Origin of the sequence: Microtetraspora malaysiensis (assembly GCF_050947145.1) — a bacterium.
In the GTDB taxonomy this organism is placed as follows: Bacteria; Actinomycetota; Actinomycetes; order Streptosporangiales; family Streptosporangiaceae; genus Microtetraspora_A; species Microtetraspora_A malaysiensis.
Genome location: NZ_CP191998.1, coordinates 2914594 through 2938477 on the forward strand (window position 1 = coordinate 2914594; position 23884 = coordinate 2938477).

Below are 23884 nucleotides of genomic sequence, written 5' to 3' on the forward strand. Positions count from 1 at the left end.
GCACGGCCGCCACCGGCGGGCATTCCGCGCCCGGCCGCAACTGCCGCGCGGCGAGCCGGGCCGGGCGGCGGGAGGCCGCCCGGCCCGAGCCTCGGTCACGCGCGTTCGATGACGACCACCGGGATCTCGCGTTCGGTCTTGCGCTGGTAGTCGTCGTACGCCGGCCAGGTGGCGGCCATGGTGCGCCACATGTCCGGCTTCTCTTCCGGGGTGGCCGCGCGGGCCACGGCCGCGAACCGGTCACCCTTGACCTGGAACTCCACATGTGGGTCGGCCTGGAGGTTCCGGAACCAGAGCGGTGGCTCGTCGGCGCCGCCCTTGGACGCCACCACCAGGTAGGCGTCGCCGTACTTCTGGTAGATGAGCGGGGTGCTGCGACTGAGCCCGGACCGGCGGCCGGTGGTCGTGAGGATCGCGACCGTCGTTCCCTGCCAGTCGTGGCCCTCGGTGCCGTCGGTTTCGACATACCTCTTCACGTGTTCCGCGCCGAACAACATGTCACCCTCCTGCTGTGGTCGGTTGCCGATCTGCTCTATGCCCTGGAGGACACGGGGCCGTCCGCGACGGCCGGATCCTTCCGAAGCGTGCCACGATCCACACTGTCCGGCCGGTGCCTTCGCGTGGGCGCCGGGCAGAATTTGATCAGTTTTCCGCTGGCGTGGGGCACTCTTCCGCGGAGTCGATCAGTTCCAGCGCGAGCTGGAGCGCGGCCTCGGTCCGCTCCTCGTCGCCCACCTTCTCGTCGCGCAGTACGAACCAGACCGCGTGCATGGTGAAGATCGCCATGGAGCGTCGGAGCTTGACGGTGATCGGGTCGTCGGCGTCGCAGAGGACGGAGATGAGGGCCGTCATCCGCTCACGCATCATCATGACCTTGCTGTGCTGCTGCAGCGCGGTCTGGTTGCGTTCCAGGAAGCGCATGACCTCGTGGTCGCGCCCGCGCGTCATGTCCTCTGAGTAGCGGCGGGCCAGCTCCCGGCGGGTCTCCACCGTGCGCGGCTGCTCCTGGGCCCAGGCGACCAGCGCGTCCAGGGATTTGATCCGGTCCTCGGTGAGGCTCGCGATGATGTCGTCTTTGGTTTTGAAGTGGTAGTAAAGGGCGGCTTTGGTGACGTTGAGAGCTTCGGCGATCTCGCGCAGAGAGGTCGCCTCGTAGCCCTTCTCTGTGAAGAGCCGAAGCGCGACATCTTGGATCCGGCTCCGCGTGTCGGTCTGAGCACCCATTGCCTTGCTTAACCCCTTTATTTAACTTGACGGCCGGTAAGCAGGGAGCCTACCGTAACCCTCTGCCACTTGCCGGTCGGCAAGTAAGTAGCGCTTCAAGGGGGACGCAAATGACGGAATCCGCCGCACCACCAGGCAGGTCCAAAGAGGTCATGATGGTGCTGCCGGGCCTCATGCTCGCGATCATGCTGGCGATGCTCGACAACATGATCGTCGGTACGGCCATGCCGCGCATCATCGGCGAGCTGAACGGCCTGGAGTACTTCACGTGGGTGACCACCGCCTATGTGCTCGGGACCACGGTCTCGACGCCGATCTGGGGCAAGCTGGGTGACCTTTACGGACGTAAGGGTATCTTCCTGGCCTCGATCGTCATCTTCCTGGTGGGATCCGCGCTCTGCGGCATGGCGGGTTCGTCGCTCTTCGGCGGGACCGAAAACGGCATGATCGAGCTCATCGCCTTCCGTGCGATCCAGGGCCTCGGCGCCGGCGGCCTCCTGGTGAACGCGATGGCGATCGTCGGCGACCTCGTGCCGCCCCGCGAGCGCGGGCAGTACCAGGGCATCATGGCCGCGATCATGTCGCTGGCCATGATCGCGGGACCGCTGGTGGGCGGCTTCATCACCGACCACGGAGACTGGCGCTGGGCCTTCTACGTGAACCTGCCCATCGGCGGCATCGCGCTGGCCTGGCTGATCCTCAAGCTGCACCTGCCCAAGCACCGCACCGAGCACCGCATCGACTGGCTGGGCGCGGCCGTCCTCACCGTCGGCATCACCGCCATCGTGCTGGTCACGTCCTGGGGCGGGCAGGAGCACGGCTACCCGTGGGGCTCCTGGCAGATCCTCGGCCTGGCCGCCCTCGCCGTCGTCTCGCTGGCGATCTTCCTGCCGATCGAGAAGCGCGCGGCGGAGCCGATCCTGCCGCTGCATGTGTTCGCCAACCGCAACTTCAGCCTGATCTCGGCGCTCGGCTTCCTGCTCGGATTCGCGATGTTCGGCGCGATCAGCTTCCTGCCGCTGTTCCAGCAGACCGTGCAGGGCGCGAGCGCCACCAACTCCGGCCTGCTCCTGCTGCCGATGATGGCCGCGTCGATGGTCGTGTCGCTGTTCGTCGGCCGCGCGATCACCAAGACCGGCAAGTACAAGATCTACCCGGTCGTCGGCGGCGTGGTCATGGCCATCGGCACCTTGCTGCTCTCCCTGCAGGACGCGAAGACCAGCACGCTGACGACAGGTGTGTACATCGCGGTCCTCGGCCTGGGCATGGGCTTCCTGATGCAGACCACCATGCTCATCGCGCAGAACAGCGTCGAGCAGAAGGACCTGGGCGTCGCGAGCAGCGCCTCCACGTTCTTCCGCTCGATCGGCGGCTCGTTCGGCATCTCGCTGTTCGGCGCCATCTTCAACAACAAGCTGACCGACGAGCTCACCGCCAAGCTCGGGCCGGAGATGGCCGGCAAGGTGGCGTCCAGCGGCGGCCGGATGAACCCCGCCCAGCTCGCCCAGCTTCCTCCGCAGATGAAGGACGGCATCCTGGGCGCGCTCGCCGACTCCATCAGCGGTGTCTTCGCGTGGTCCGTCCTGTTCGCCGTGCTCGTCCCGGTAATCGCGATCTTCGTGAAGGAGGTCCCCCTCCGCAGCGGTGCCTCCGCACCCGGAAAGGCGGAGGACAAGGCCGAGGCCGTCCCGGTCTTCGAATAGACCGGAGGCCCGCGGTTCACGTGGTACGGCCCGCACCCCGCGCCCGGGGTGCGGGCCGTACCACGTTTTCCGGAGGTCGCGCGCGAGCCCCGGTCAGGCGGGCCGTTCCCGCCGGTCGCCGGACCAGTCGGTGTGGAACGCGCCCTCCCGGTCCACCCGGCGGTAGGTGTGCGCGCCGAAGAAGTCACGCAGGCCCTGGACGAGCGCGGCCGGCAACCGGTCGCGGCGCAGCCCGTCGTAGTACGCGAGCGCGGACGAGAAGCCGGGCGTCGGAACGCCGATCGTCGCCGCCGTGGCGACGACCCGGCGCCAGGAGTCCTGCGCGTCGGCCAGCGCGGCGGTGAACGCCGGGGCCGCGAGCAGCGTCGGCAGGGCGGGATCGGCCTCGTAGGCCGCGCGGATGCGGTCGAGGAACTTGGCCCGGATGATGCAGCCGCCCCGCCAGATCGTGGCCATGGCTCCCCGGTCCACGTTCCAGCCGTACTCCTCGCCCGCGGCGGTGATCTGGTCGAACCCCTGCGCGTACGCGACGATCTTGGAGGCGTAGAGCGCGCGCCGCACGTCGTCGACGAGCTCCGCCCCGGGCGCGGCGCCGTTCGGCCCGGTGAGGGAGCGCGCGGCGGCGCGCTGGCCGGGATGGCCGGACAACGCGCGGGCGAACACCGCCTCGGCGATGCCGGTGACCGGGACGCCGAGTTCGAGAGCGCTCTGCACGGTCCAGCGGCCGGTGCCCTTCTGCTCCGCCTGGTCGAGCACCACGTCCACGAACGGCCGGCCGGTGGCGAGGTCGGTGTGTCCGAGCACCTCGGCGGTGATCTCGATGAGGTAGGACTCCAGCTCGCCCCGGTTCCACTCGCGGAAGACGTCCGCCAGCTCGCTCGGCGACAGCCCGAGCGCCTGCCGCAGCAGGTCGTAGGACTCGGCGATGAGCTGCATGTCGGCGTACTCGATGCCGTTGTGGACCATCTTCACGAAATGCCCGGCGCCGTCCGGCCCGACGTGGACGCAGCACGGGGTGCCGTCCACCTTGGCGGCGATGTCCTCCAGCAGTGGCCCGAGCGTCTCGTACGCCTCAGAGGCGCCGCCCGGCATGATGCTGGGCCCGTTCAACGCGCCCTCCTCACCCCCGGAGATGCCCGTGCCGACGAAGTGCAGGCCGCGCTCCCGGAGGGCGGCCTCCCTGCGGCGGGTGTCCTGGAAGTGCGCGTTGCCGCCGTCAATGATCATGTCGCCCGGCTCCATGCACGCGGCGAGTTCCTCGATCACGGCGTCCGTGGACGGGCCCGCCTTGACCATGATGATCGCCTTGCGCGGCCGCCGGAGCGAGGAGACGAACTCCTCCACTGTGGAGGACGGGACGAAGGCGCCCTCGTCGCCGTGCTCCTCCATGAGCTGCTTGGTGCGGCTCTCGGTCCTGTTGTGGACGGCGACCACGTGACCGTGGCGGGCGAAGTTCCGCGCGAGGTTGCGGCCCATCGTGGCCAGCCCCGTCACCCCGATATCTGCTGTGCGCATGCTCCCAGTCTTATCCCACGGACTCGGCCCGGGAACGCGACCGGCGGGTTGACCAGCGCGGACAGCCTCGTGGCCCCCGGCCCCCGGCGGCGCCGGGGGCCGGATTTCCCACGGCGAATCCGGGTGTGGAGGTCTCGGACGGACCGGGGAGCCCCGGGCATCCGCGAGAATGGATGACCGGGATTACACAGAAAGGGTGCGTCGATCGTGGCTGTAAGCTCCGAGACCGACTGGGTCTCCCGTTTCGCGGACGAGGTCATCGCCGAGGCGGAGCGTCGCGCGCCCGGAAAAACCATCGTCTGCGCATCTGGCCTCAGTCCGTCCGGGCCCATCCACCTGGGCAACCTGCGTGAGGTCATGACGCCGCATCTCGTCGCCGACGAGATCCGCCGCCGCGGATACGAATGCGTGCACATCATCTCCTGGGACGACTACGACCGGTTCCGCAAGGTCCCGGCCGGCATCGACCCGGCGTGGGCCGAGCACATCGGCAAGCCGCTGACCTCCGTGCCCGCGCCCCACGGCAGCCCGTACGCGAGCTGGGCCGAGCACTTCAAGGCGCCGATGATCGCGGCGCTCGCCGAGATGGGCATCGAGTTCCACGGCATCAGCCAGACCGAGCGGTACACCTCGGGCGCCTACCGTGAGCAGATCCTGTTCGCGATGCGCGAACGGGAGTGGATCGACGCGATCCTCGCCCAGTACCGGACGAAGGACAAGGGTGCCTCCCAGGCGCCGCGGCAGACGCCGGTGGACGAGGCGGAGGCCGCCGCCGCCGAGGGGTCGGGCGCGGCGACCGAGGACGACGGCAGCGCCGCCGCCGGCTACTTCCCGTACAAGCCCTACTGCTCGGCCTGTGAGCGTGACCTGACCACGGTCACCTCCTACGACCCGGAGACGACCGAGCTCGCCTACACCTGCGTCTGCGGCTTCTCCGAGGTCGTGCGGCTGTCCGAGCACAACCGGGGCAAGCTGGTGTGGAAGGTCGACTGGCCGATGCGCTGGCAGTACGAGGGGGTCGTCTTCGAGCCGTCGGGGGTCGACCACTCCTCGCCGGGCTCCTCGTTCGTCGTCGGCGGGCAGATCGTCAGGGACGTGTTCGGCGGCGACCAGCCGATCGGCCCCATGTACGCCTTCGTCGGCATCAGCGGCATGGCCAAGATGAGCAGCTCCAAGGGGGGCGTGCCCACTCCCGCCGACGCCCTGGAGATCATGGAGGCGCCGCTGCTGCGCTGGCTGTACGCGCGGCGCAGGCCCAACCAGTCCTTCAAGATCGCGTTCGACCAGGAGATCCAGCGCCTCTACGACGAGTGGGACGCACTGGCGCGCAAGGTCGCGGACGGCACGGCGCTGCCCGCCGATCTCGCGGCGCACGCCCGGGCGATCGGCACCGCCGCCGGCCCGCTGCCGACGACGCCGCGGCCGGTGTCGTACCGGACGCTCGCCTCGGTGGTGGACATCACGGCGGGCGACCCCGAGCAGACCCTGCGCATCCTGCGGGACCTCGACCCGGCCAACCCGATCGAGTCCCTGGACGAGACCCGGCCCCGCCTCGATCGGGCCACTCACTGGGTCACCACCCAGGTGCCGGTCGAGCAGCGCACCCGCGTGCGCGACGAGCCCGACGCTGAGCTGCTGGCGTCCCTCGGCGACGCCGAGCGGGGGTCGCTGCGGCTGCTGCTGGACGGGCTCGACGAGCACTGGTCGCTCGAGGCGCTGACCACCCTCGTCTACAGCGTGCCGAAGCTCCAGGCGGGCCTGCCGGCCGACGCCAAGCCGACACCGGAGCTGAAGGTCGCGCAGCGCGAGTTCTTCGCCCTGCTGTACCGGCTGCTGGTCGGGCGCGACACCGGCCCGCGGCTGCCGACCCTGCTTCTCGCGGTCGGCGCCGGCCGGGTGCGCAAGCTGCTCGACGCCTGACGCCTGACGTCTCCACCAACGGCCCGGGATGGCCTCGCCTCCCGGGCCGTTGGCGTACCTGCGGTGAAGGCGCGGTCAGCGGGCTCGTCACCCCTCTCTTGATCACAACGCGACGAGCTCGCCTACCGCTGCCGCATGCCTTCGATCGCTTCGGCCTGCGCCAGAGATTTCGATTGACTGACCGATCAATTGAATGTAGATATGACTCCATGGAAAGTGAGGGCAGGCGCCCGTACCGTATGGGTGCCCGTGCAGCGGCCGTGGAGGCCACGCGCGCGCGCATCCTCGAAGCCGCGGTCGCGCTGTGGACGCGGCGGTGGTACGACGACGTCACGCTGCAGCACATCGCCGACGAGGCGGGCGTGTCGGTGCAGACCATCGTCAACCACTTCGACAGCAAGGACGGGCTCGCCGATGCCATCGCCGACCAGGTGGCATCCCAAACGGAGGTCGCCCGTCAGGCGCCGACCGGTGATGTACCGGCGATCGTGGCCGTGCTCTTCGAGGACTACGAAGGCCACGGCGACGCCAACGTGCTCTGGATCGCGCAGGTCGATCGCGTCCCGGCGATCGCCCGCGCGGCCGCCCACGCGCGCGGCCAGCATCGGGCGTGGCTGGAGCGGGTCTTCGCCGACCGCCTCCCGGCCCGGGGCCCCGCACGCGAGCACGCGCTGACCCTGCACTACGCCGCCACGGACGTCTACCTCTGGAAATTGTGGCGGCGCGACCTCGGGCTGTCGCGCGAGGACGCCGAACGTGCCATGTGCGACTTGCTGACCTCGATCGATCCGCGAAAGAGGAACTATGAGTAGGAACTTCCTGTTCGCCACCTGGTCCGGCGGCGGAGCCGTGCCGCCCACGCTTTCGGTCGCCCGCGCGCTGCGCGAACGCGGCCACAGCGTCCGAGTGCTGGCCGACAGGTCGCTGCACGACGAGGTCGCCGCCGCCGGCGCGGAGCCGGTCGCCTGGACGACGGCGCCCCAGGGCGACACCGCCGACCCGGCCAAGGAGGTCCTCAAGGACTTCGAGGCCCGTACGCCGTTGGGTGCGTTCGCGCGGCTGCGGGACCGCATCGTGTGCGGACCCGCGGCCGACTACGCCCGGGACACCCTGGCCGAGTTGCGTGCTCATCCGGCCGACGTGCTGGTCGCCGACTCCTCGCTCCTCGGCACGCTCACCGCCGGCGAAGCCGCCGGGATCCCCGTGGCCTCGCTCGCGACGACCATCTATCCGATGCCCACCCCGGGAGCACCGCCGTTCGGTCCGGGATTCGCGCCCGCCACTGGCATGCTGGGGCACCTCCGCGACCGGATCCTGATGGGGCTGATCATGAAGCCGTGGGCGAAGGGGCTGCCGGCGCTCAACGCCGCCCGCGTCGCCAACGACCTGGCGCCGCTGGACTCGGTCGTCGACGCGTTCTGCCGCGTCGATCGGTGTCTCGTGCTGTCTCCCCGTGCGCTCGACTACCCCAGCCGGCGCTTCCCCGACTACGTGCGCCACGTCGGCCCACGGCTCGACGACCCCGCCTGGGTCGGGGAGCTGGAGCTGCCAACGGGTGACGCACCGCTGGCGCTGGTCAGCCTCAGCTCGACGTTCATGAACCAGCGCGTGGTGCTCGAGCGCATCGCCGAAGCCCTCGGCACGCTGCCGGTGCGCGGGCTGCTGACCACCGGCCCGGCCGTGGACCCGGCGACGATCCGGGCGCCCGGCAATGTCCTCGTCACCGCGGCGGCGCCGCACAGCCTGGCGCTGCGCCACGCCGCGGTGACCATCACGCACGCCGGCCACGGGACGGCCGTCAAGTCCCTGGCCGCTGGGGTCCCCCTGGTCTGCGTGCCGCTCGGGCGAGACCAGCGCGAGGTGGCACGGCACGTCGAATTCGCGGGCGCCGGGATCACGGTGAGCAAGAGCAGCTCACCCCGCACGATCGCCCGCGCGGTCGACCGCGTCCTGCACGACCCGTCCTACCGCCGCGAAGCGCAGCGACTGGCGGCCGAGATCGCCGCCGAGACGGCCACCGACCGAGCGGTCGCCGAACTCGAGGCCCTCGCCGAGCGGACGACCGGCAGGGACGAGGGCACTCCCGCGCGCGACGTGGCCGAACCGACCGGGCTCAACAGCGCCGGTTGAACCACCGTCCCGGCAGGCGGAGATCCGCCTGCCGGCGCTCCGGGCGGACCCGTCAGCCGGTCAGCTCCTCGGCCAGCAGGTCCATGAGGAGGCCGTCGTGCCAGGTGCCGTCCGGGCCGCGCTCGTACCGCCGCATGACGCCGACCGGGCGGAAGCCCACCTTCTCGTAACACCGGATGGCGGCCGAGTTGTCCGCGGCCGGGTCGATCGTCAGCCGATGGTGGCCCCGGTCGGCGATCAGATGCCGGGCCAGCGTGCGTATCGCGTCGGCGCCGATGCCCCGGCCGTGCACCGCCGGATCGAGGAAGACGTCGATGCTCGCGTGGCGGTAGTCGGGCTCCTCCTCCGCCCCCCACTGGATCTGGCCGACCACGCGGCCGTCGTACACGATCGCGAGGACGGCGGTGTCGGGAGCGCTCAGGTCGCGGGCCACCTCCGCCGCCAGGTCCTCCTCGCCCCGCCACCATCGGTACACCTCGGGAGTGGCCCGGATGGCGGCGAGCGCCGGGATGTCGGCCTCCGTGGCGGGGCGTAAGGTCACCGCCGTGCCGTACAGGGTGGGATGTGGATCGAGGGACATGTCCGGACGCTACCTCAGCGTTTTCACGGGTGCGGCGAGTCGCTCCGTACCGGGAAAACCGGGTTGATCCCGGTCCGGGCGGGCGGCATCCTCACGGCATGACCGAGTCGCCGGAGTTCGCGCCCGAGATCATGGACTACTACCTGCGGGGAAGAGAGAACGAGCGGCTGCGCTCCGGCCGGGGGCGGCTGGAGCTCTGGCGCACGCGGGACGTGCTGCGCCGTGTGCTGCCGCCCGCCCCGGCCCGCGTCCTGGACGTGGGCGGGGCCAGCGGCGTGCACGCGGAGTGGCTCGCCGCCGACGGCTACCAGGTCGAGGTGGTCGACCCGGTGCCCGCGCACGTGGATCAGGCGGCCCGGCTGCCCGGCGTCGTCGCCCGGGTGGGGGACGCGCGGGCCCTGGAGGACGCCGGCGGCTCGGCCGGCGCGGTCCTGCTGCTCGGCCCGCTGTACCACCTGTCCGACCGGGCCGACCGGGTACGCGCCCTGGCCGAGGCCCGCCGGGTCGTCCGGCCCGGCGGCGTGGTCGCGGCGGCCACGATCAGCAGGTGGGCCGCCGTGCACGACATGATCAGGTCGGGCCGTTACGCCGAGGAGAGCGTCCGGCCCGTGGTGGACGACTCCGCTCGCCACGGGCTGCTCCGGGGGAACGAGCGGATCGGCTTCACCACCGCCTACTTCCACGACCCGGACGAGATCCTCGGCGAGTTCGCCGACGCGGGCCTCCCGGAGGCCCGGCGATACGCCCTCGAAGGCGTGTTCAGCCTGTACGCCGACATCAACGAGTGGCTGGACGACCCGGAGCGCCGCGGCATGCTCCTCGACGTGGCCCGGCGCTCTGAGGGCGAACCCACCCTGCTCGGCGTGGCCGGCCACATGCTCACCGTCGCCCGCTCCTGACTCAGGACGCGCGGAGGCGGGTGGCGGCTCCCGGCCGCCACCCGCTCCCCGTCACCCGGACACCAGGAAGGCGAGCATCTCGGCTCGTGCCCCCTCGACCGGTTCGATCGCCGCCGCCCGCCGGACCCAGTCTCGGGCCTCATCCGGTACGGCGTCCGCCGGCCAGGCGGCCAGCGCGTTCACCGCCGCCCGGCGGAGCCGGTTGATCCGGTTGCCCAGCGCCACGCGGATCAGCGGCAGCCCGACCCCCGGAAACGCGTCCAGCCCGCCGACGACGGACTCCAGCGCCCGGTCGGGGGCGTACTCCTCGCCGATGTCATAGATATCGCCGGGGCCGTTGGCGAGATCGGGTAGCGGGAGGAGCCGTGCGGCGAGGTCGCAGAGCAGCTCGGCTTCGACGGGCGTGGCCTGGCGGATGGCCGTCCACCAGGCGAACCCGTCCAGCGGGTCGATCTCCAGGCGGGCGACGAGCCGCGGGATGACCGGCAACCGGAGCGAGCCGGCTGCCCACGTCGCCTCGTGAAAGTCGGCGTCGCGCGGATCCGACAGGTGTGCCAGCACCAGGTCGCTCCACCGGGGCTCGGTGAGGCGTTCCTCGTAGCTCCGGCGCAGCCGCGCGATGTCGTCGGCCGGCCAGGGGCCGCCGTTGGCGGACTCGCGCAGGACGAAGTCCCGCACGTTCAGCAGGCCGCGCAACCTCTGGAGGGTGGGACGGCGGCCGGCGAGAAGCTCGGCGAAGCGGCCCACGACCGGGAGGGCGTCCTCGTAGTCGCTCATGTCCTCGGCCGGGCCGCCCTGTGCCAGGGCGGTCAGGATGTCCGCGGCGCCGTCGAGCAGGGCGTCGTCGACGTCCGGTTCGAGGAGTGCCGAGTAGAGGTCGCCGGACGTGGCGGCGACGTGGGCCAGGTACTCGTTCATGACCTCGTTGCGGAAGCCGTCCCGCAGCAGCCAGGCCTTGATCTCCGGATCATCGCATCCCCTGAGCCGCTCCACCGCGTGGATGCGGCCCCAGCCGCGGACGCGCCGGGCCAGCTCGTACATGGCGCGCTGCCGGTCGGGCTGAGTGTTGGCCAGGGCGACCGCCGCGTACAGGGTGAGCTCCTCCAGGCTGCCGAGCAGGAGCAGCAGGTCGCGGTCGCGTTCGTCGCCGCAGGCTCCGATCAGCACCAGGCCGATCTTCACGGCGTTACGGCGGGTGCCGTGCTCCGCCAGGTGGCGTCCCAGGTCGCGGATCCGTTTCCGGGACGGCCGCCGGAGCCGGATCTGTTCGACGAGGTCGTCGGCGACGTCGAGCGTCGGCACCTCGCTCGCCCGCTCATGCAACCGCAGGAGGTCGTCCCGCGTGGGTACGCCGAGGGCGAGCCTGTCGAGCAGGTCGGCGATCTCAGTGACGGCGAGCGCGTCAGGCGCGATGTCGAAGTGGTGGCTCCTGAGCCCGTCCATGACGACGCCGGGGACGAAAAGGTCGCCCTCGGCCGCGGGAGGCGGAACGTCGGGGAGCGTACGGGCTTCGTCGGGCCACGGGCCGGGTCCGTGGCGCAGGGACATCGCGAGCGCGTGAGCGAGGAAGGTGGGGCGATCGTCGACGGGATCGTCACCCAGCTTCCAGATGCCGGGGTTCATCGGCTGGGGCGGTGGCCGCCCTTCCCATAGATCATGGCGCCATGATGGTCCATGGGCGGCGAACACCGCAATCCAGATTCCGACGGGACAGCGGGTCCGGAAACAGAGAACCCCAGGCCGTGGGGCCTGGGGTTCTCACGAGTGGACGATACTGGGATTGAACCAGTGACCTCTTCCGTGTCAGGGAAGCGCTCTCCCGCTGAGCTAATCGTCCTTGGCTTGGGGCCAGAGGTGGAGACGGGATTTGAACCCGTGTACGCGGCTTTGCAGGCCGCTGCCTCGCCTCTCGGCCACTCCACCACGTAAAGCTCCGAGCGGAAGACGGGATTCGAACCCGCGACCCTCACCTTGGCAAGGTGATGCTCTACCACTGAGCCACTTCCGCGTGATTTCCCGCCTCCTTGGAGGCGGCCTCACGCAGAGAACTCTAGCGAATCCGCGCCGACTCCCCAAATCAAGCGGGAGACCCGGGGGATGTAAGCAGCTAACATTGCAGACGCTAGTTACGACGTGCGGGAAGAGTGGGACCATGCGCGACAAAGAGGTCGTGGAGATCAGGCCGGAGCCGCCGGCCTTCGATGACGTGATCAACGTGGCCAGGTACGGCGCGCCCGTACGGCTCACGGACGACACGATTGCGGAGATGGCCGCGTCACGAGGCCGGATCGAGGAGCTGGCGGAGAGCGAGACCCCCGCCTACGGTGTCTCCACCGGGTTCGGCGCCCTCGCCACCCGGCACATCGACCCGTCGCTGCGCGCCCAGCTCCAGCGGAGCCTGGTCCGCTCGCACGCCGCCGGCTCGGGACCCGAGGTGGAGACCGAGGTCACCCGGGCCATGATGTTCCTGCGCCTGCACACCCTCGCCACCGGTCACACCGGCGTGCGGCCCACGACCGCGCGGGTCCTGGAGAGCCTCCTCAACGCCGGGATCACGCCCGTGGTCCACGAGTACGGCAGCCTCGGCTGCTCCGGCGACCTCGCGCCGCTCTCCCACGTCGCGCTGACCATCATGGGGGAGGGCGTCGTCCGCGACCGCGAGGGCCGGGTCCGCCCCGCCGACGAGGCGCTCAAGGAGTACGGCATCGAGCCGGTCGAGCTGGCGGCCAAGGAGGGCCTCGCGCTCATCAACGGCACCGACGGGATGCTCGGCATGCTCGTGCTCGCCATCCGCGACCTGGAGCGGCTGCTCAGAACGGCCGACATCAGCGCGGCGATGAGCGTCGAGGCGCTGCTCGGCACCGACCGGGTCTTCGACGCCGCGCTCCAGGCGCTGCGCCCCCACCCGGGCCAGGCGGCCGCGGCGGCCAACATGCGCGCTCTGCTGGACGGGTCGGGGATCATGGCCTCGCACCGGGACGGCTCCTGCACCCGGGTGCAGGACGCCTACTCGCTGCGCTGCGCGCCCCAGGTCGCCGGCGCCGCCCGGGACACCGTCGCGCACGCCACCACGGTCGCCGGGCGCGAGCTGGCCAGCGCGATCGACAACCCGGTGGTGCTGGCCGACGGCCGGGTCGAGTCCAACGGCAACTTCCACGGCGCTCCCGTGGCGTACGTGCTGGACTTCCTGGCGATCGCGGTGGCCGATGTCGCGTCGATCGCCGAGCGGCGTACCGACCGGATGCTCGACGTGGCCCGCAGCCACGGGCTGCCCGCCTTCCTGGCGGACGATCCGGGCGTCGACTCCGGACACATGATCGCCCAGTACACGCAGGCCGCCATCGTGTCGGAGCTGAAGCGCCTGGCCAACCCCGCCAGCGTCGACTCGATCCCGAGCTCGGCGATGCAGGAGGACCACGTCTCGATGGGCTGGTCGGCCGGGCGCAAGCTGCGCCGCGCGGTCGACGGCCTGACCCGGGTGCTCGCCGTCGAACTGCTCACCGCCGCCCGCGCCATCGACCTGCGCGCGCCGCATGCCCCGGCCCCCGCGACGGGGGCGGTGACCGCGCTGATCAGGGAGTCGGTCGAGGGCCCCGGGGCGGACCGCTTCCTCGCGCCGGAGATCGAAGCGGTCGTACGGCTCGTCGCCGAGGGAGCCGTCGTCGCCGCCGCGGAGTCGGTGACGGGTCCGCTGGGCTGACCGGCACGGCTGGGCTGACCGGCACGGCCGTACGCGGAGCGGCGGGTCAGCGGATCGCCGCGATCACCTCGACCTCCAGCAGCGCACCGGGCAGGAAGAGGCGGGAGACCTCGACGGTGGTGCTCGACGGCGGTTTCCCGGTGAGGTAGCGCGCGCGGACGTTCCCGTAGTCGGCCAGCCGCTCCATGTCGGTGACGAACGACTTGACATGGATCACGTCGTCGAACGAGCTTCCCTGGTCCGCCAGGATCAGGCGCAGGTTCTCGAAGATGTGTTCCGTCTGCCGGGCCATGTCGTCCTCGCCGAGGACGTGGCCGTGCTCGTCCGCCGCGACCTGTCCGGAGACGAACAGCAGGTCTCCGAAACGCACCGCGTGGGAGTACCGACCGTTGGTCGGCGCGACCGTCGAGGGGTTGATCCGCACGGCGGCTTTCCCGCCCCGGGCGCGCTCGCCGATCGCGGCGTCGCCGGGGGCGTCCGCGGCGGCGGCCCAGCGGACGACGGCGGTGAGGTCCTGGGCCCCCAGGCCCGCCGCCTCGGCCGCCGCGAGCAGGTCCCGCGCGGCCGCCGTCACCGTCTGAGCCGCCCCCGCGCCGCCGGTCGCGAGTCGCAGGTCCTTCGCCGCCAAGCCGAGCGCGTACCGGGTCTCGATGGGGCCCCGCTCCGTCGCGGCGGCCGCGAGCCGGTCGGCGAGCGCGCCGAGCGGGGTGCCCGCGAGGACGTCGAGGAAGGTCGCGGGGGCGATGCCCATCCGCTCCGCGTACGCGAGGTTCTCGGCCAGCATCACCTGGGCGGAGACGAGCGCGCTCATGACGGCCAGCTTCAGCGCGGCGCCCGATCCCGGGCCGCCCACCTCGCGCACCGTCCCGAAGACGGCGAGCACATCGCGGCAGCGCGCCAGGTCCTCGGGCGAGCCACCGGCCAGGACGGCCAGTTTCCCGGCCTTCGCGGGCTCCACGCTGCCGAGCACCGGCGCGTCCACCAGTCCCGCTCCCGGGGGCAGCGTCTCCCGGAGCCGCGCGACGGCGTCCGGGCCGATCGTCGACATCTCCACGACCACGGCGTCCGGGCGCAGGCCGGGCAGCGCGGCGCGCGCAACGGCGTCCACCGCGTCCGGGTCGGCCAGCATCGTGATGACGAGCTCGGCGCCCGCGACGGCTTCCGCGGGGGTCGCCGCCACCGCCGCCCCCGAGATCTCCTTACGCGTGCGGTTCCATACGGTCACCTGGTGCCCGGCGTCCACGAGCCGCCGGGCCATGAGGGAGCCCATGCGCCCCAGTCCGAGAAAAGCGATCATGTCTGGGGACTTTAGGTCGCACCCGACCCATTCCACCAGCGACTAAATCGCATGATATCCATGCCTCTGACTCATGGATCGATGGAGGGATCATGTTCGGCACCGACGCGCTCAGGCTGCTCGACGCCGTGGCCCGCACCGGCTCCTTCACGGCGGCCGCCGCCGAGCTGAACTACACGCAGTCGGCCGTGTCGCGGGGGATCGCGTCGCTGGAGGCGCGGGCGGGCGGCCCGCTGTTCGAGCGGCTGCCCAGGGGCGTACGGCTCACGCCAGCCGGGCACGCCCTGCACCGCCACGCCGTGGACGTGCTCGACCGGCTGCGCTCGGCGGCTGAGGAGCTGTCGGCCATCCACCGGGGCGTGGCCGGGAGGCTGCGCGTCGGCGTCTTCGCCACCGCCAACGCCGCGCTCGTCCCCGGCGCGCTGCGTGCGTTCCTGCGGCGCGGTCCCGACGTGGAGACCCAGATCGTCGAGGGGCCGAGCGGCCGGCTCATGGAGCGTCTCGCCGACGGCGACATCGACGTCGCCGTGGTCAGCGACTACCTCTCGGGGCTCGCCGCCGGACCCGAGAGCACGCTCACCCCGCTCCTGGAGGACGAGTTCCTGGTCGCGCTGGCGAGCGGCCATCCGCTGGCCGGGCGCGCGGTGGTCGACCTACGCGACCTGCGGGACGAGAACTGGATCGAGGCGCCGCCGCGCGGGCACACGACGATGCTCCTGACCGCGTGCGCACGGGCCGGCTTCACGCCGCGGGCCGGCTTCCGCGTGGCCGAGTGGACCGGCAAGTTCGGGTACGTGGCCGCCGGTCTCGGCGTCACCCTCGTCCCGGCCATGGCGGCGGACGGCGTCCGTGCCCGCACCGACCTGGTGCTCCGCCCGCTCGGGGAGTTCGCGCCGCGCCGGTCGGTGTACGCGGCGCTGCCGTCCGCGGCGCCGCTCCCCGCCGCGGTGACGTTCCTGCGGCTGCTCCAGGACGAGGTGGCCGCACGAGCCACCCCGGGAAGGGCGTGAGAGCGCCGCCGACTGCCCGGCCGGCCCCGACCGCGAGTGGTTCGGGGCGCTGTACGCGAAGCCGAAAGGGCGCCGGGAGCGGACTCCCGGCGCCCTTTCGTCAGTCTCACTTCTTGCAGTTGAGATAGGCGCTGCGGCCGCCCTGGGCGACCTCACCCTGAGTCCGGGTGTCGTAGATGACGGCGCTGTACCTGACGCACTTGCCCTTGGCGGATGCCTTCACCGGGCCCGCGTAGTACTTGTAGGACTTGGAGTCGGTCACCGGCTTGCTGCCCTCCACCTGCAGGGTCGCCATGGTGAGGGTGGCGGTTCCGACGTACGACTTCTTGATGGTGACCACGCAGTTGTAGCCGTTGCTGCTGTTGTAGAGCAGGTAGACATGGCCGAAGGTGGAGCCGGACGGCGTCTTGACCGCGCGAGAGCCGTCGCTGACCCGCGCGTACCCCGCCCCGCAGACACCCTCAGGCGAGTACGCCGCGGCGATGGCAGGCGCCGGGCTCACGGTGAATGCTCCGACGGCCAGCCCCGCCGCGACGAGGGCGGTCTTCGCGGATTTACGCACGTGTACGTGTCCTTTCGTTTTCGACCGCCGCGACATCGCGCCGGTCGAAGGATCTTGCGCAACAGGCTTCGGTCAAAGAGCCGAAGATCCTGTAACCCCATGACGTCAAATCTTTCGTGGGTTTCGGTGGCGCGCGGCAGTGCCTCAAGCACGATGTCGGCATGCAGATCGCACCGGGGAATCGTGCAGACTGCACATTTCCCGCTACAGCCAGCCGGCCTCGGTGGCTATGCGGACGGCATCCACCCGGTTGCGCGCGTTCAGCTTGGTGACGGCGGAGGCCAGATAGTTGCGCACGGTGCCATACGACAGGCACAACCCGGCGGCGATCTCCGCCGCGCCACTGCCCGTGCTGAACTGCTTCAGCACCTCGGCCTCGCGACGGGACAGCGGGTTCTCCTCCACATCGAGAGCCGCCAGCGCCAGTTGCGGATCGACCGCCCGGACGCCGGCGGACACCTTGCGCACGGCGTCGATCAGTTCGTTCACCGGGGCGTCCTTGGCGATGAACCCGTGAACTCGCGCGGCCAGGGCGCGGCGCAGTTCTCCCGGTCTGCCCGAGCCGGTCAGTATCAGCGTGCGACACTCCGGCAGCCGCTCGTGCAGTTCGGCCGCCACGACGATCCCGTCCGTACTGGGAAGGTCGACGGCGATCACCGCCACGTCCGGCCGGTACGCAAGCGCGGTGGACACGACGTCGTCCCCCGTCTCCATGGCCGCCACCACGTCGAGATCGTCCTCCAGCTTCAACACGGCGACCAGCGTGTCGCGCAGGATGCGCATGTCTTCCGCCACCAGAATCCGGATCACAGACTCCTCCTGGACCAATCCATGCGATCGGTTTCAGACGTCATATGTTCTTAAGACGGGTCCGAAAATATCCCAGAAGAAGATCGCTGATATTGGTTGACGGTATTCCCTGCCACGCCACCGTGCCGGCGCTTGAGGACGCCTCGCATGCCCGCCTGAGGTGGCGTTCCCGCGGCTGCTCCAGGACGAGGTGGCCGCACGAGCGGCCTCGGGGGAGGGCGGGGCGGGAGAATACGGTCGCCGAATCGGGCGAAAATGGTCCGGTGAAGGACGCTTACGCCCATGTTGGCGGCCTCTTGGCCACCGGCCTGCGCGATGTGACGACCGATCCGGCCGCGCTCGACTCGACCGGATGGTGGGCCGTCGTCGTGACCTACGAGGGCAAGGTCACGTGCGCGCGTTTCGACGATGTGCGCCCCGCGCCGCTGCCCCGGCCGCGCGCGCCCTGGCCGGGCCCGGCCCCCGAGGCGTGGACGAGTTCGCTCGACCGCGCGGCATACGAGCAGGGTGTGCGCGCGATCAAGGACCACATCGAGCGGGGGGACGTCTACCAGGCCAACCTCTGCCGGGTGCTGTCGGCCCCGCTCGCCGACGACGCCGACCCCGCGGCCCTCGCCGTACGGCTCGCCAGGGGAAATCCGGCGCCCTACGCCGCGCTGATCGACGTGCCCGGCCTGACGGTCGTGTCGGCCTCGCCCGAGCTGTACCTGTCGCGCGCCGGTGACGTGGTCGAGTCCCGGCCGATCAAGGGCACCGGCGTCACCGCGGCCGACCTGCTGGAAAAGGACCACGCCGAGAACGTGATGATCGTCGATCTCGTACGGAACGACCTGGGCCGGGTGGCCGAGGTCGGCTCCGTGTCGGTGCCCGCGCTCTGCGAGGTCGAGGAGCACCCGGGGCTCGTCCACCTCGTCTCGACCGTACGGGCCAAGCTCGCGGCCGGAGCGGGGTGGCCGGAGCTGTTCGCCGCGACGTTTCCGCCCGGTTCGGTGACGGGAGCGCCGAAGTACACGGCCCTGCAGATCATCAATCGACTCGAACCACAGCCGCGCGGGCCATACTGTGGGGCAGTGGGCTGGGTCGACGCCGACCGGCGGGAAGCCGCGCTGGCGGTCGGCATCCGCACCTTCTGGGTGGAGCAGGGCATGATCCGCTTCGGCACCGGAGCGGGCATCACGTGGGGCTCCGACCCCACGCGGGAGTGGCGCGAAACCGAGTTGAAGGCGTCCCGGCTCATCGGACTCGCGTCACGGAGCTAGCACGAGCAGGGATGGAGATCGAGATGACCGTACCCATTTGGGTCAACGGTGAATTGCTGGACCCGGAGAAGGCCGTCGTCTCGGTCTTCGACCACGGGCTGATGGTGGGTGACGGCGTCTTCGAGACGGTCAAGTTCGTAGGCGGCGAGGCCTTCGCGCTCACCCGGCACCTGGAGCGGCTCGCGCTCTCGGCCAAGCGGATGGACCTGCCCGAGCCCGACCTGGCCGCCATCGCCGACGGCGTGCGGCAGTGCGTCGCCGCCGCGCCCGCCTGGCCGCTGGGCCGGATCAGGATCACGTACACCAGCGGGCCGGGGCCGCTCGGCTCCGACCGCGGGTCCCAGGGGACCAACGCGATCATCATCGTCGCGGAGCAGAAGCCGTTCCCCGAGACGGCCGCGGTCACCGTGGTGCCCTGGCCGCGCAACGAGCGCGGCGCGCTCGCCGGGGTCAAGAGCACCTCCTACGGCGACAACGCCAAGGCCCTCGCGTACGCCAAGGAGCGCGGCGGCGCCGAGGCGATCTTCGGGAACCTGGCGGGCAACCTCTGCGAGGGCACCGGCAGCAACATCTTCATCGTGACCGGCGGGCGGCTGGTGACGCCGACGCTGGCCTCCGGCTGCCTGGCCGGTGTGACCCGGGCGCTGGTCCTGGAGTGGTGCGGTGGCGTCGAGGAGGACGTTCCCCTCTCCGCGCTCTACGAGGCCGAGGAGGCGTTCCTCACCTCCACCACGCGGGACGTGCAGCCGATCCGGCTGGTCGACGACCGCGAGTTGCCCCAGGCGCCCGGTCCGGTGACGCTCGCGGCGATGAAGGCGTTCGCCGCTCGCTCGGCGGCCGACCTCGACCCGTGATCGGCCGTCAGCCGCGGTAAGAGTACTGGGTCTGGGCGTTGAACTCCTTCACGGTGACGTCCTTGGCGGGGTCCGTACGCGGGTCGTCGATCCGCAGGACGTCCAGACCCTTCGTGATGTCGCTCGAATAGATGTGGCCGTTGTAGTAGTACGCGGACCACGACCCGCCCACGCGCAACCCCGCCCGCAGCGGTCCGCGCTCGAAGAAGCCGATCTCGACGGGGTGGTCGGAGTCGGTGAAGTCCCAGACGGAGACCCCGCCCTGGTACCACGCCTGGACCATGATGTCCCGGCCCGGGACGGGGATCAGCGCACCGTTGTGGGCCACGCAGTTCTCCTCCGAGCCCTGGACCCGAGGGATCTTGAAGTAGCCGTGCCGGACGAGCTCGCGTGCGGGGGTGATCTCGTAGACGGCGTTCGCGCCCTTGGTGTCGTTGCCCGAGGAGTCGCACGTCGCGACCATGCCGCCGCCCAGCTCGTCGCCGAAGACGACCTTGGTCCCGTCGTTGTTGAACGTGGCGGAGTGCCAGAGGGAGAAGTTCGTCCGGTCCGACTCGGTCGTGAGGACGACCGGCTTGACCGGGTCGGAGATGTCGATCAGATAGCCGTCGCCGTAACACGCGGCGGCGGCCAGCTTCTTGGCCGGATAGACCGTGATGTCATGGCAGCCCCCGTAGCCGCCGCCCTGATGCCCCTTGAACAGCGCGGGGGTGGCGACGACCTTGGCCGCCTTGGGATTCTTCACCGGCACTTCGACGATCGAGATGCCGTCGTGCGGCGCCGGGCAGTTCGGCGCGCCCGGGTCGGGCCCGCCCGCCGAGACGTAGACGTAGAAGGCGTTCGGGTCCGGTCCGGGCACGATCACGTTGGTGTGGGAGCCGCACTCGGTCGCCACCGCGGCCACGTAATCGGGCCGGGCCTTGTCGGAGATGTCGAAGATCCGGACGCCCTCCCAGCCCGACTTGGTCGAGGGGGCCATGAAGTCGCTCTCGCAGCGGTCGTCGGCCCGCGGGTCGTCCACGGACACGATGAGCAGGTCGCCGGAGACGGAGACGTCGTTCTGCCCGCCCGGGCACAGCACCCGGGTGACCACCTTCGGGTGCGCCGGGTCGGAGATGTCGTGGACCGTGAAGCCGTCGTAGTTCCCCGCGAACACGTAGTCGCCCTGGAAGGCGAGATCGGTGTTCCAGGAGTGGGGGCCGTCGAACGGCGCCTCAAGGGGGACGTTGGCGATCGGCGTGATGTTGTCGCTGTGCAGGACCTCGTCGACGCCGAGATCGGCGCTGGCGCGCTTGGCGACGCCGGACGCGTCGCTCGCCGCGCGGGCCGCCTCGGACGACGGCGCGGCCCCGGACGGGGCGGAACCGGAGGAACAGGACGCGGCGCACAGCGCCAGCGCCAGGCACGCGATGAGCCCCGCACGCTTCACTGTTCCCCCTGGATCTTGGAGACTGCCCCACTATGGACGTTATGTCGGGCAGAAGCGGCGCGGGTGGCACTTTTGTAACAGTTGTGCTGGCAGTTCTGGTCGCGGGAGCGGCGGGCTGCGCCGCGGACACCCCCGCCGACCGGAGGGCCCCATTCGTCGCGGGATCCGGCGCGCCTGTCGTCGTCCCTGACGGGCCCGGAGGGCACGCCCGTACGGCGACGCCAGGGGAGCGGATCGGCGAGTCGGACGCGCGGGCCACGGCCGCCGACGTGCGTTTCGCGGAGGCGATGATTCCCCACCATCGGCAGGCGCTGGAGATGACCGGCCTGGCCGACGGCAGGGGCGCGGGAGGCGAGGTGGCCGTGCTGGCCCGGCGGATCGCCGGGGGCCAGGGGCCCGAGATCGCGACGATGACGTCGTGGCTGTCCTCCCTCGGCCGTCCCGCCCCCGCCGTACACGATCACGCTCGCCAGGGCGCGTACGGCATGGCCACGCTGGAGGAGATGAACCGCCTGCGCGAGGCGCGGGGCGCCGCCTTCGACACCCTGTTCCTGCGGTTGATGATCAGGCATCACGAGGGCGCGGTGCGAATGGCGGAGGACGAGCTGCGCGACGGGACGGACCGGCTCATGCGGGAGATGGCCCGTGACATCGTCTCGGGGCAGCGGGCCGAGATCGGCCGGATGCGACAGATGCTCGCCGGTTAGGACGCCCGATCAGGGCGTCCGGGGACGGGACGCCGGCCCGTCAGGGCCGGTCCCGGGATGATCACTATCGCCGGCTTCGGCGCCGGACGATCGGGACCGGTCGGATCAGGAGCTCCACAGCATGTTGGTGAGCTCTTCGTCGAGGTCCATGAAGTCGGTCTCACGGCCGGCGGGGACGAGCTCGAACGTACGGTGCAAGAACTGCGTCAGCGGAGCCAGGGGCACTTCGAACAGGGCCTGTCCGAACGGGGAGGTGAGACTGATGTTCAAGGTGCGCTCGCCGTCGGAGCGGGCGGGCCACACCTGGACGTCACCCTCTCCAACGCGCCGGACGATGCCGACGGTCAACAGTTCGCGAGCGAAGATCCACTCGACCGGTTCATCGTTCCCCACGTGGAATGCCATGCGTATGGCGTACGGGTCCTCGGCCGTGTAACTGAGCCCGGCGAGCAGGGGCACGGTAGTACGGTCGGGGACCACAAGTCGAAGGCCCAGCTCGGCAGTGACGGTGGTGCTGTTCATCGTCAGCCAAACCTTTCGTGTCGGGTCCCCTCATAGGGGCTGGCAACTGCTCTCACGGACTTGCTGTCGCCCGCGAAGCTATGTACGCGAACGAAGAAACCCGTAGGAGAGATTCCGCTTCCGGGGCCTTCTGTAACGCATCTCACAGGTAGACATTTGAGCATCTACCTGGTCAAACATCGCTAACAGCCGCAAGTTGGCGCTGGTTTTGCGTGTCGATCCGACTGTCATGGCGAAGTCTTGCACGGTACAAATGATCTTAGCTCGGGGCGTATACGGGGACTCTGGGGCATCACGATGCTATGACAACACAGCGAGGTCCCGCTGGTCCCGGAGGAAACGATGCGACGAGGGGGTCGCCCCGACGCCGCCGCCGAGCGCCGGCCGCGCCACCCGGTCGACCGGAGGGTCGTCCGGGGATCGCTGAAGGGCCCGGCGGTGGGGAGTGGCCCGGAGGATCGTTCGCTTCGCCAGGACCCCGCGAAGTGCGGTATGGTTTTCCCCGTCGGCGCCGCAAGGGGCCGATCATCCCGGGCGATTAGCTCAGCGGGAGAGCGCTTCGTTCACACCGAAGAGGTCACTGGTTCGATCCCAGTATCGCCCACCATATTGATGCAATTCAGAGGCCGGACCCCCGAGATCGGGGGTCCGGCCTTTTGATCGTCTGGCCCGATCTGCTCCCGGATCGACCCATTCACGATCCCCGAGCCCTGGGGTCTCCATATCGGCTGGGGAACCGCCATCGCCGTCGTCGTCGAGCTGCTGTAACGGGGTCGACCCGGACCGCTCCTCAAGCACGTCGCGCCCTGACGGGAAGCACGGGGCGTCACACGGCTGGGCGGCCGCGCATATTTGCGGCCGCCCAGCCGGCGTCACCACGATCGGCAGCCCGCGGTGTGGCTGCGGGGGATCAGAGGTGGTTGTAGCCGTCGTGCTCCGGCCTGTGCCGACGCCGACGCGGATGCCGGGTGAGGCTGTAGCCGCCGACGCCGGTGATGGCCGCGATGACACCGCCGACGGCGGTCCAGGCCCAGCGGGTCGACAGGTCGGGGAGCCAGTCCCAGCTCCAGCTCCAGCCAGTGCCCTTCTCCTTCTCGGCCGCGACCGGCGGCGCCGAGGTCTGCACCGTTCCGGCGGCGACCGGCTGGGTCAGCGGGGTCGTGAGCTTGCCGCCCTCCGGCTGGATGTCGTCGCTGTCATGAGCGCTGATCCGCATCGCCACCTGCATCGGCAGGCCCAGATCCTGCTCGGGTAGTTCGGTGACGGCCAGTCGGACGTAGTAGGTGCCGGGCAGCGGGTCGCCGGACCACGGCTCGGCCCAGGCGCGGACCTTCCGCAGAGTGCAGCCCAGGGTGACCGATGCGGCGCCGGCCGCAGCGGTCGGCGTCTGGGCGCCCGCCGTACAGGCCTGGCGGCGGCGGAGCCCGTCGAAGACGTCCACCGCCCAGCTGGATGCGCCGTGCCGGGAGGCCTTGGGCGGCAGGGTGACGGTGATCGCGATCTTGTCGGTCCGCCCGGCTTCGGAGGTGAACGACCAGTAGAGGTAGTCGCCGGTGGAGCCGGCCAGCTGCACCGGCTGTCCGGGCTGGACGGCGGTCGCGGTGAGGAAGGACGACCCGGCAGTGGTCACCGGCGCCAGGCTCTCCGACGCAGACGGTGACGGCGAGGTGATGTCGGCGACGGCCGGACCGGCAGAGAGCAGCAGTGCGGCCGCAGCGGCGGACAGCGCCCCGACACAGCTGCGGACGGAAGTTGTACGCATC

The 23884-nt window shown here is 70.8% G+C and carries 21 protein-coding genes and 4 tRNA genes; 11 read left to right on the forward strand and 14 right to left on the reverse strand.

The window, feature by feature from the left end; translation table 11 throughout:
- Window positions 1–95: 95 nt before the first annotated feature.
- Together ACQP1V_RS13925 and ACQP1V_RS13930 are read right to left on the reverse strand one after the other, a co-directional pair.
- Window positions 96–497 (reverse strand): nitroreductase family deazaflavin-dependent oxidoreductase, encoded by a 402-nt coding sequence (locus tag ACQP1V_RS13925; RefSeq protein ID WP_433422787.1) that lies wholly within the window; start codon window positions 495–497, stop codon window positions 96–98.
- Between the two features lie 145 nt (window positions 498–642).
- Window positions 643–1224: a TetR/AcrR family transcriptional regulator gene (locus ACQP1V_RS13930; RefSeq protein ID WP_387413351.1), complete on the reverse strand. Its 582-nt coding sequence runs from the start codon at window positions 1222–1224 to the stop codon at window positions 643–645.
- A gap of 110 nt (window positions 1225–1334) precedes the next feature.
- Here ACQP1V_RS13930 and ACQP1V_RS13935 point away from each other — a divergent pair, with 110 nt between their 5' ends.
- Window positions 1335–2927, forward strand: a complete 1593-nt coding sequence (locus ACQP1V_RS13935; protein ID WP_433422791.1) for an MDR family MFS transporter — start codon at window positions 1335–1337, stop codon at window positions 2925–2927.
- A gap of 93 nt (window positions 2928–3020) precedes the next feature.
- Here ACQP1V_RS13935 and gndA read toward each other — a convergent pair whose 3' ends face one another.
- Complete coding sequence (gene gndA, locus ACQP1V_RS13940) at window positions 3021–4442, reverse strand: NADP-dependent phosphogluconate dehydrogenase (protein ID WP_433422793.1); 1422 nt, start codon at window positions 4440–4442, stop codon at window positions 3021–3023.
- A gap of 207 nt (window positions 4443–4649) precedes the next feature.
- Here gndA and lysS point away from each other — a divergent pair, with 207 nt between their 5' ends.
- The 3 genes from lysS to ACQP1V_RS13955 all read left to right on the forward strand — a co-directional run bounded on the left by lysS (window position 4650) and on the right by ACQP1V_RS13955 (window position 8492).
- Window positions 4650–6362: a lysine--tRNA ligase gene (gene lysS / locus ACQP1V_RS13945; RefSeq protein WP_433422796.1), complete on the forward strand. Its 1713-nt coding sequence runs from the start codon at window positions 4650–4652 to the stop codon at window positions 6360–6362.
- A 239-nt stretch (window positions 6363–6601) separates the two neighbouring features.
- Window positions 6602–7174, forward strand: coding sequence for a TetR/AcrR family transcriptional regulator (locus ACQP1V_RS13950; protein WP_433422799.1), 573 nt, complete (start codon window positions 6602–6604; stop codon window positions 7172–7174).
- Window positions 7167–8492, forward strand: a complete 1326-nt coding sequence (locus ACQP1V_RS13955; RefSeq protein WP_433422802.1) for a glycosyltransferase — start codon at window positions 7167–7169, stop codon at window positions 8490–8492. The genes ACQP1V_RS13950 and ACQP1V_RS13955 overlap by 8 nt, the downstream gene beginning before the upstream one ends.
- A gap of 52 nt (window positions 8493–8544) precedes the next feature.
- On the opposite strand, the gene ACQP1V_RS13960 is transcribed toward ACQP1V_RS13955, so the two are convergent.
- A complete protein-coding gene (locus ACQP1V_RS13960; RefSeq protein WP_433422805.1) occupies window positions 8545–9072 on the reverse strand; it encodes a GNAT family N-acetyltransferase in 528 nt (175 codons plus the stop codon).
- A gap of 98 nt (window positions 9073–9170) precedes the next feature.
- Between ACQP1V_RS13960 and ACQP1V_RS13965 the strand changes: the two genes are divergently transcribed.
- Window positions 9171–9971: a class I SAM-dependent methyltransferase gene (locus tag ACQP1V_RS13965; RefSeq protein WP_433422808.1), complete on the forward strand. Its 801-nt coding sequence runs from the start codon at window positions 9171–9173 to the stop codon at window positions 9969–9971.
- Between the two features lie 51 nt (window positions 9972–10022).
- Here ACQP1V_RS13965 and ACQP1V_RS13970 read toward each other — a convergent pair whose 3' ends face one another.
- The 4 genes from ACQP1V_RS13970 to ACQP1V_RS13985 form a co-directional block, all read right to left on the reverse strand.
- On the reverse strand, window positions 10023–11594 hold the full coding sequence (locus ACQP1V_RS13970) for a hypothetical protein (protein ID WP_433422811.1): 1572 nt from the start codon (window positions 11592–11594) through the stop codon (window positions 10023–10025).
- Between the two features lie 142 nt (window positions 11595–11736).
- A tRNA-Val gene (locus tag ACQP1V_RS13975) sits at window positions 11737–11808 on the reverse strand.
- A 15-nt stretch (window positions 11809–11823) separates the two neighbouring features.
- Window positions 11824–11894, reverse strand: a tRNA-Cys gene (locus ACQP1V_RS13980).
- Window positions 11895–11907: 13 nt separating this feature from the next.
- Window positions 11908–11979: transfer RNA gene (locus tag ACQP1V_RS13985), tRNA-Gly, on the reverse strand.
- Between the two features lie 144 nt (window positions 11980–12123).
- Between ACQP1V_RS13985 and hutH the strand changes: the two genes are divergently transcribed.
- On the forward strand, window positions 12124–13671 hold the full coding sequence (gene hutH, locus ACQP1V_RS13990) for a histidine ammonia-lyase (protein WP_433422814.1): 1548 nt from the start codon (window positions 12124–12126) through the stop codon (window positions 13669–13671).
- 46 nt (window positions 13672–13717) lie between these two features.
- On the opposite strand, the gene ACQP1V_RS13995 is transcribed toward hutH, so the two are convergent.
- Complete coding sequence (locus ACQP1V_RS13995; protein WP_433422817.1) at window positions 13718–14968, reverse strand: NAD(P)-binding domain-containing protein; 1251 nt, start codon at window positions 14966–14968, stop codon at window positions 13718–13720.
- A gap of 92 nt (window positions 14969–15060) precedes the next feature.
- On the opposite strand from ACQP1V_RS13995, the gene ACQP1V_RS14000 reads away from it, so the two are divergent.
- Window positions 15061–15978, forward strand: a complete 918-nt coding sequence (locus ACQP1V_RS14000) for a LysR family transcriptional regulator (RefSeq protein ID WP_433422820.1) — start codon at window positions 15061–15063, stop codon at window positions 15976–15978.
- 106 nt (window positions 15979–16084) lie between these two features.
- Here the strand turns inward: ACQP1V_RS14000 and ACQP1V_RS14005 are convergent, their stop codons facing one another.
- Together ACQP1V_RS14005 and ACQP1V_RS14010 are read right to left on the reverse strand one after the other, a co-directional pair.
- The gene (locus ACQP1V_RS14005) at window positions 16085–16540 is read right to left on the reverse strand and encodes a spore-associated protein A (RefSeq protein WP_433422823.1); all 456 of its coding nucleotides are present in this window, start codon (window positions 16538–16540) and stop codon (window positions 16085–16087) included.
- A gap of 204 nt (window positions 16541–16744) precedes the next feature.
- Window positions 16745–17350 (reverse strand): response regulator transcription factor, encoded by a 606-nt coding sequence (locus ACQP1V_RS14010; protein ID WP_387413374.1) that lies wholly within the window; start codon window positions 17348–17350, stop codon window positions 16745–16747.
- 263 nt (window positions 17351–17613) lie between these two features.
- On the opposite strand from ACQP1V_RS14010, the gene ACQP1V_RS14015 reads away from it, so the two are divergent.
- Both ACQP1V_RS14015 and ACQP1V_RS14020 read left to right on the forward strand, forming a co-directional pair.
- Entirely contained in the window at window positions 17614–18609 is a 996-nt protein-coding gene (locus ACQP1V_RS14015; RefSeq protein ID WP_433422826.1) for a chorismate-binding protein, read from the forward strand.
- A gap of 23 nt (window positions 18610–18632) precedes the next feature.
- Window positions 18633–19463, forward strand: a complete 831-nt coding sequence (locus ACQP1V_RS14020) for an aminotransferase class IV (protein WP_433422829.1) — start codon at window positions 18633–18635, stop codon at window positions 19461–19463.
- Window positions 19464–19470: 7 nt separating this feature from the next.
- Here ACQP1V_RS14020 and ACQP1V_RS14025 read toward each other — a convergent pair whose 3' ends face one another.
- Entirely contained in the window at window positions 19471–20892 is a 1422-nt protein-coding gene (locus tag ACQP1V_RS14025) for an LVIVD repeat-containing protein (RefSeq protein WP_433422832.1), read from the reverse strand.
- An 83-nt stretch (window positions 20893–20975) separates the two neighbouring features.
- Here ACQP1V_RS14025 and ACQP1V_RS14030 point away from each other — a divergent pair, with 83 nt between their 5' ends.
- Complete coding sequence (locus ACQP1V_RS14030) at window positions 20976–21599, forward strand: DUF305 domain-containing protein (protein ID WP_433422835.1); 624 nt, start codon at window positions 20976–20978, stop codon at window positions 21597–21599.
- 105 nt (window positions 21600–21704) lie between these two features.
- Here the strand turns inward: ACQP1V_RS14030 and ACQP1V_RS14035 are convergent, their stop codons facing one another.
- Complete coding sequence (locus ACQP1V_RS14035) at window positions 21705–22121, reverse strand: SsgA family sporulation/cell division regulator (protein WP_067134180.1); 417 nt, start codon at window positions 22119–22121, stop codon at window positions 21705–21707.
- Between the two features lie 532 nt (window positions 22122–22653).
- Between ACQP1V_RS14035 and ACQP1V_RS14040 the strand changes: the two genes are divergently transcribed.
- A tRNA-Val gene (locus ACQP1V_RS14040) sits at window positions 22654–22728 on the forward strand.
- A 303-nt stretch (window positions 22729–23031) separates the two neighbouring features.
- Here ACQP1V_RS14040 and ACQP1V_RS14045 read toward each other — a convergent pair.
- Window positions 23032–23883 (reverse strand): hypothetical protein, encoded by an 852-nt coding sequence (locus ACQP1V_RS14045; protein ID WP_433422838.1) that lies wholly within the window; start codon window positions 23881–23883, stop codon window positions 23032–23034.
- Between the last annotated feature and the right edge of the window lies 1 nt (window position 23884).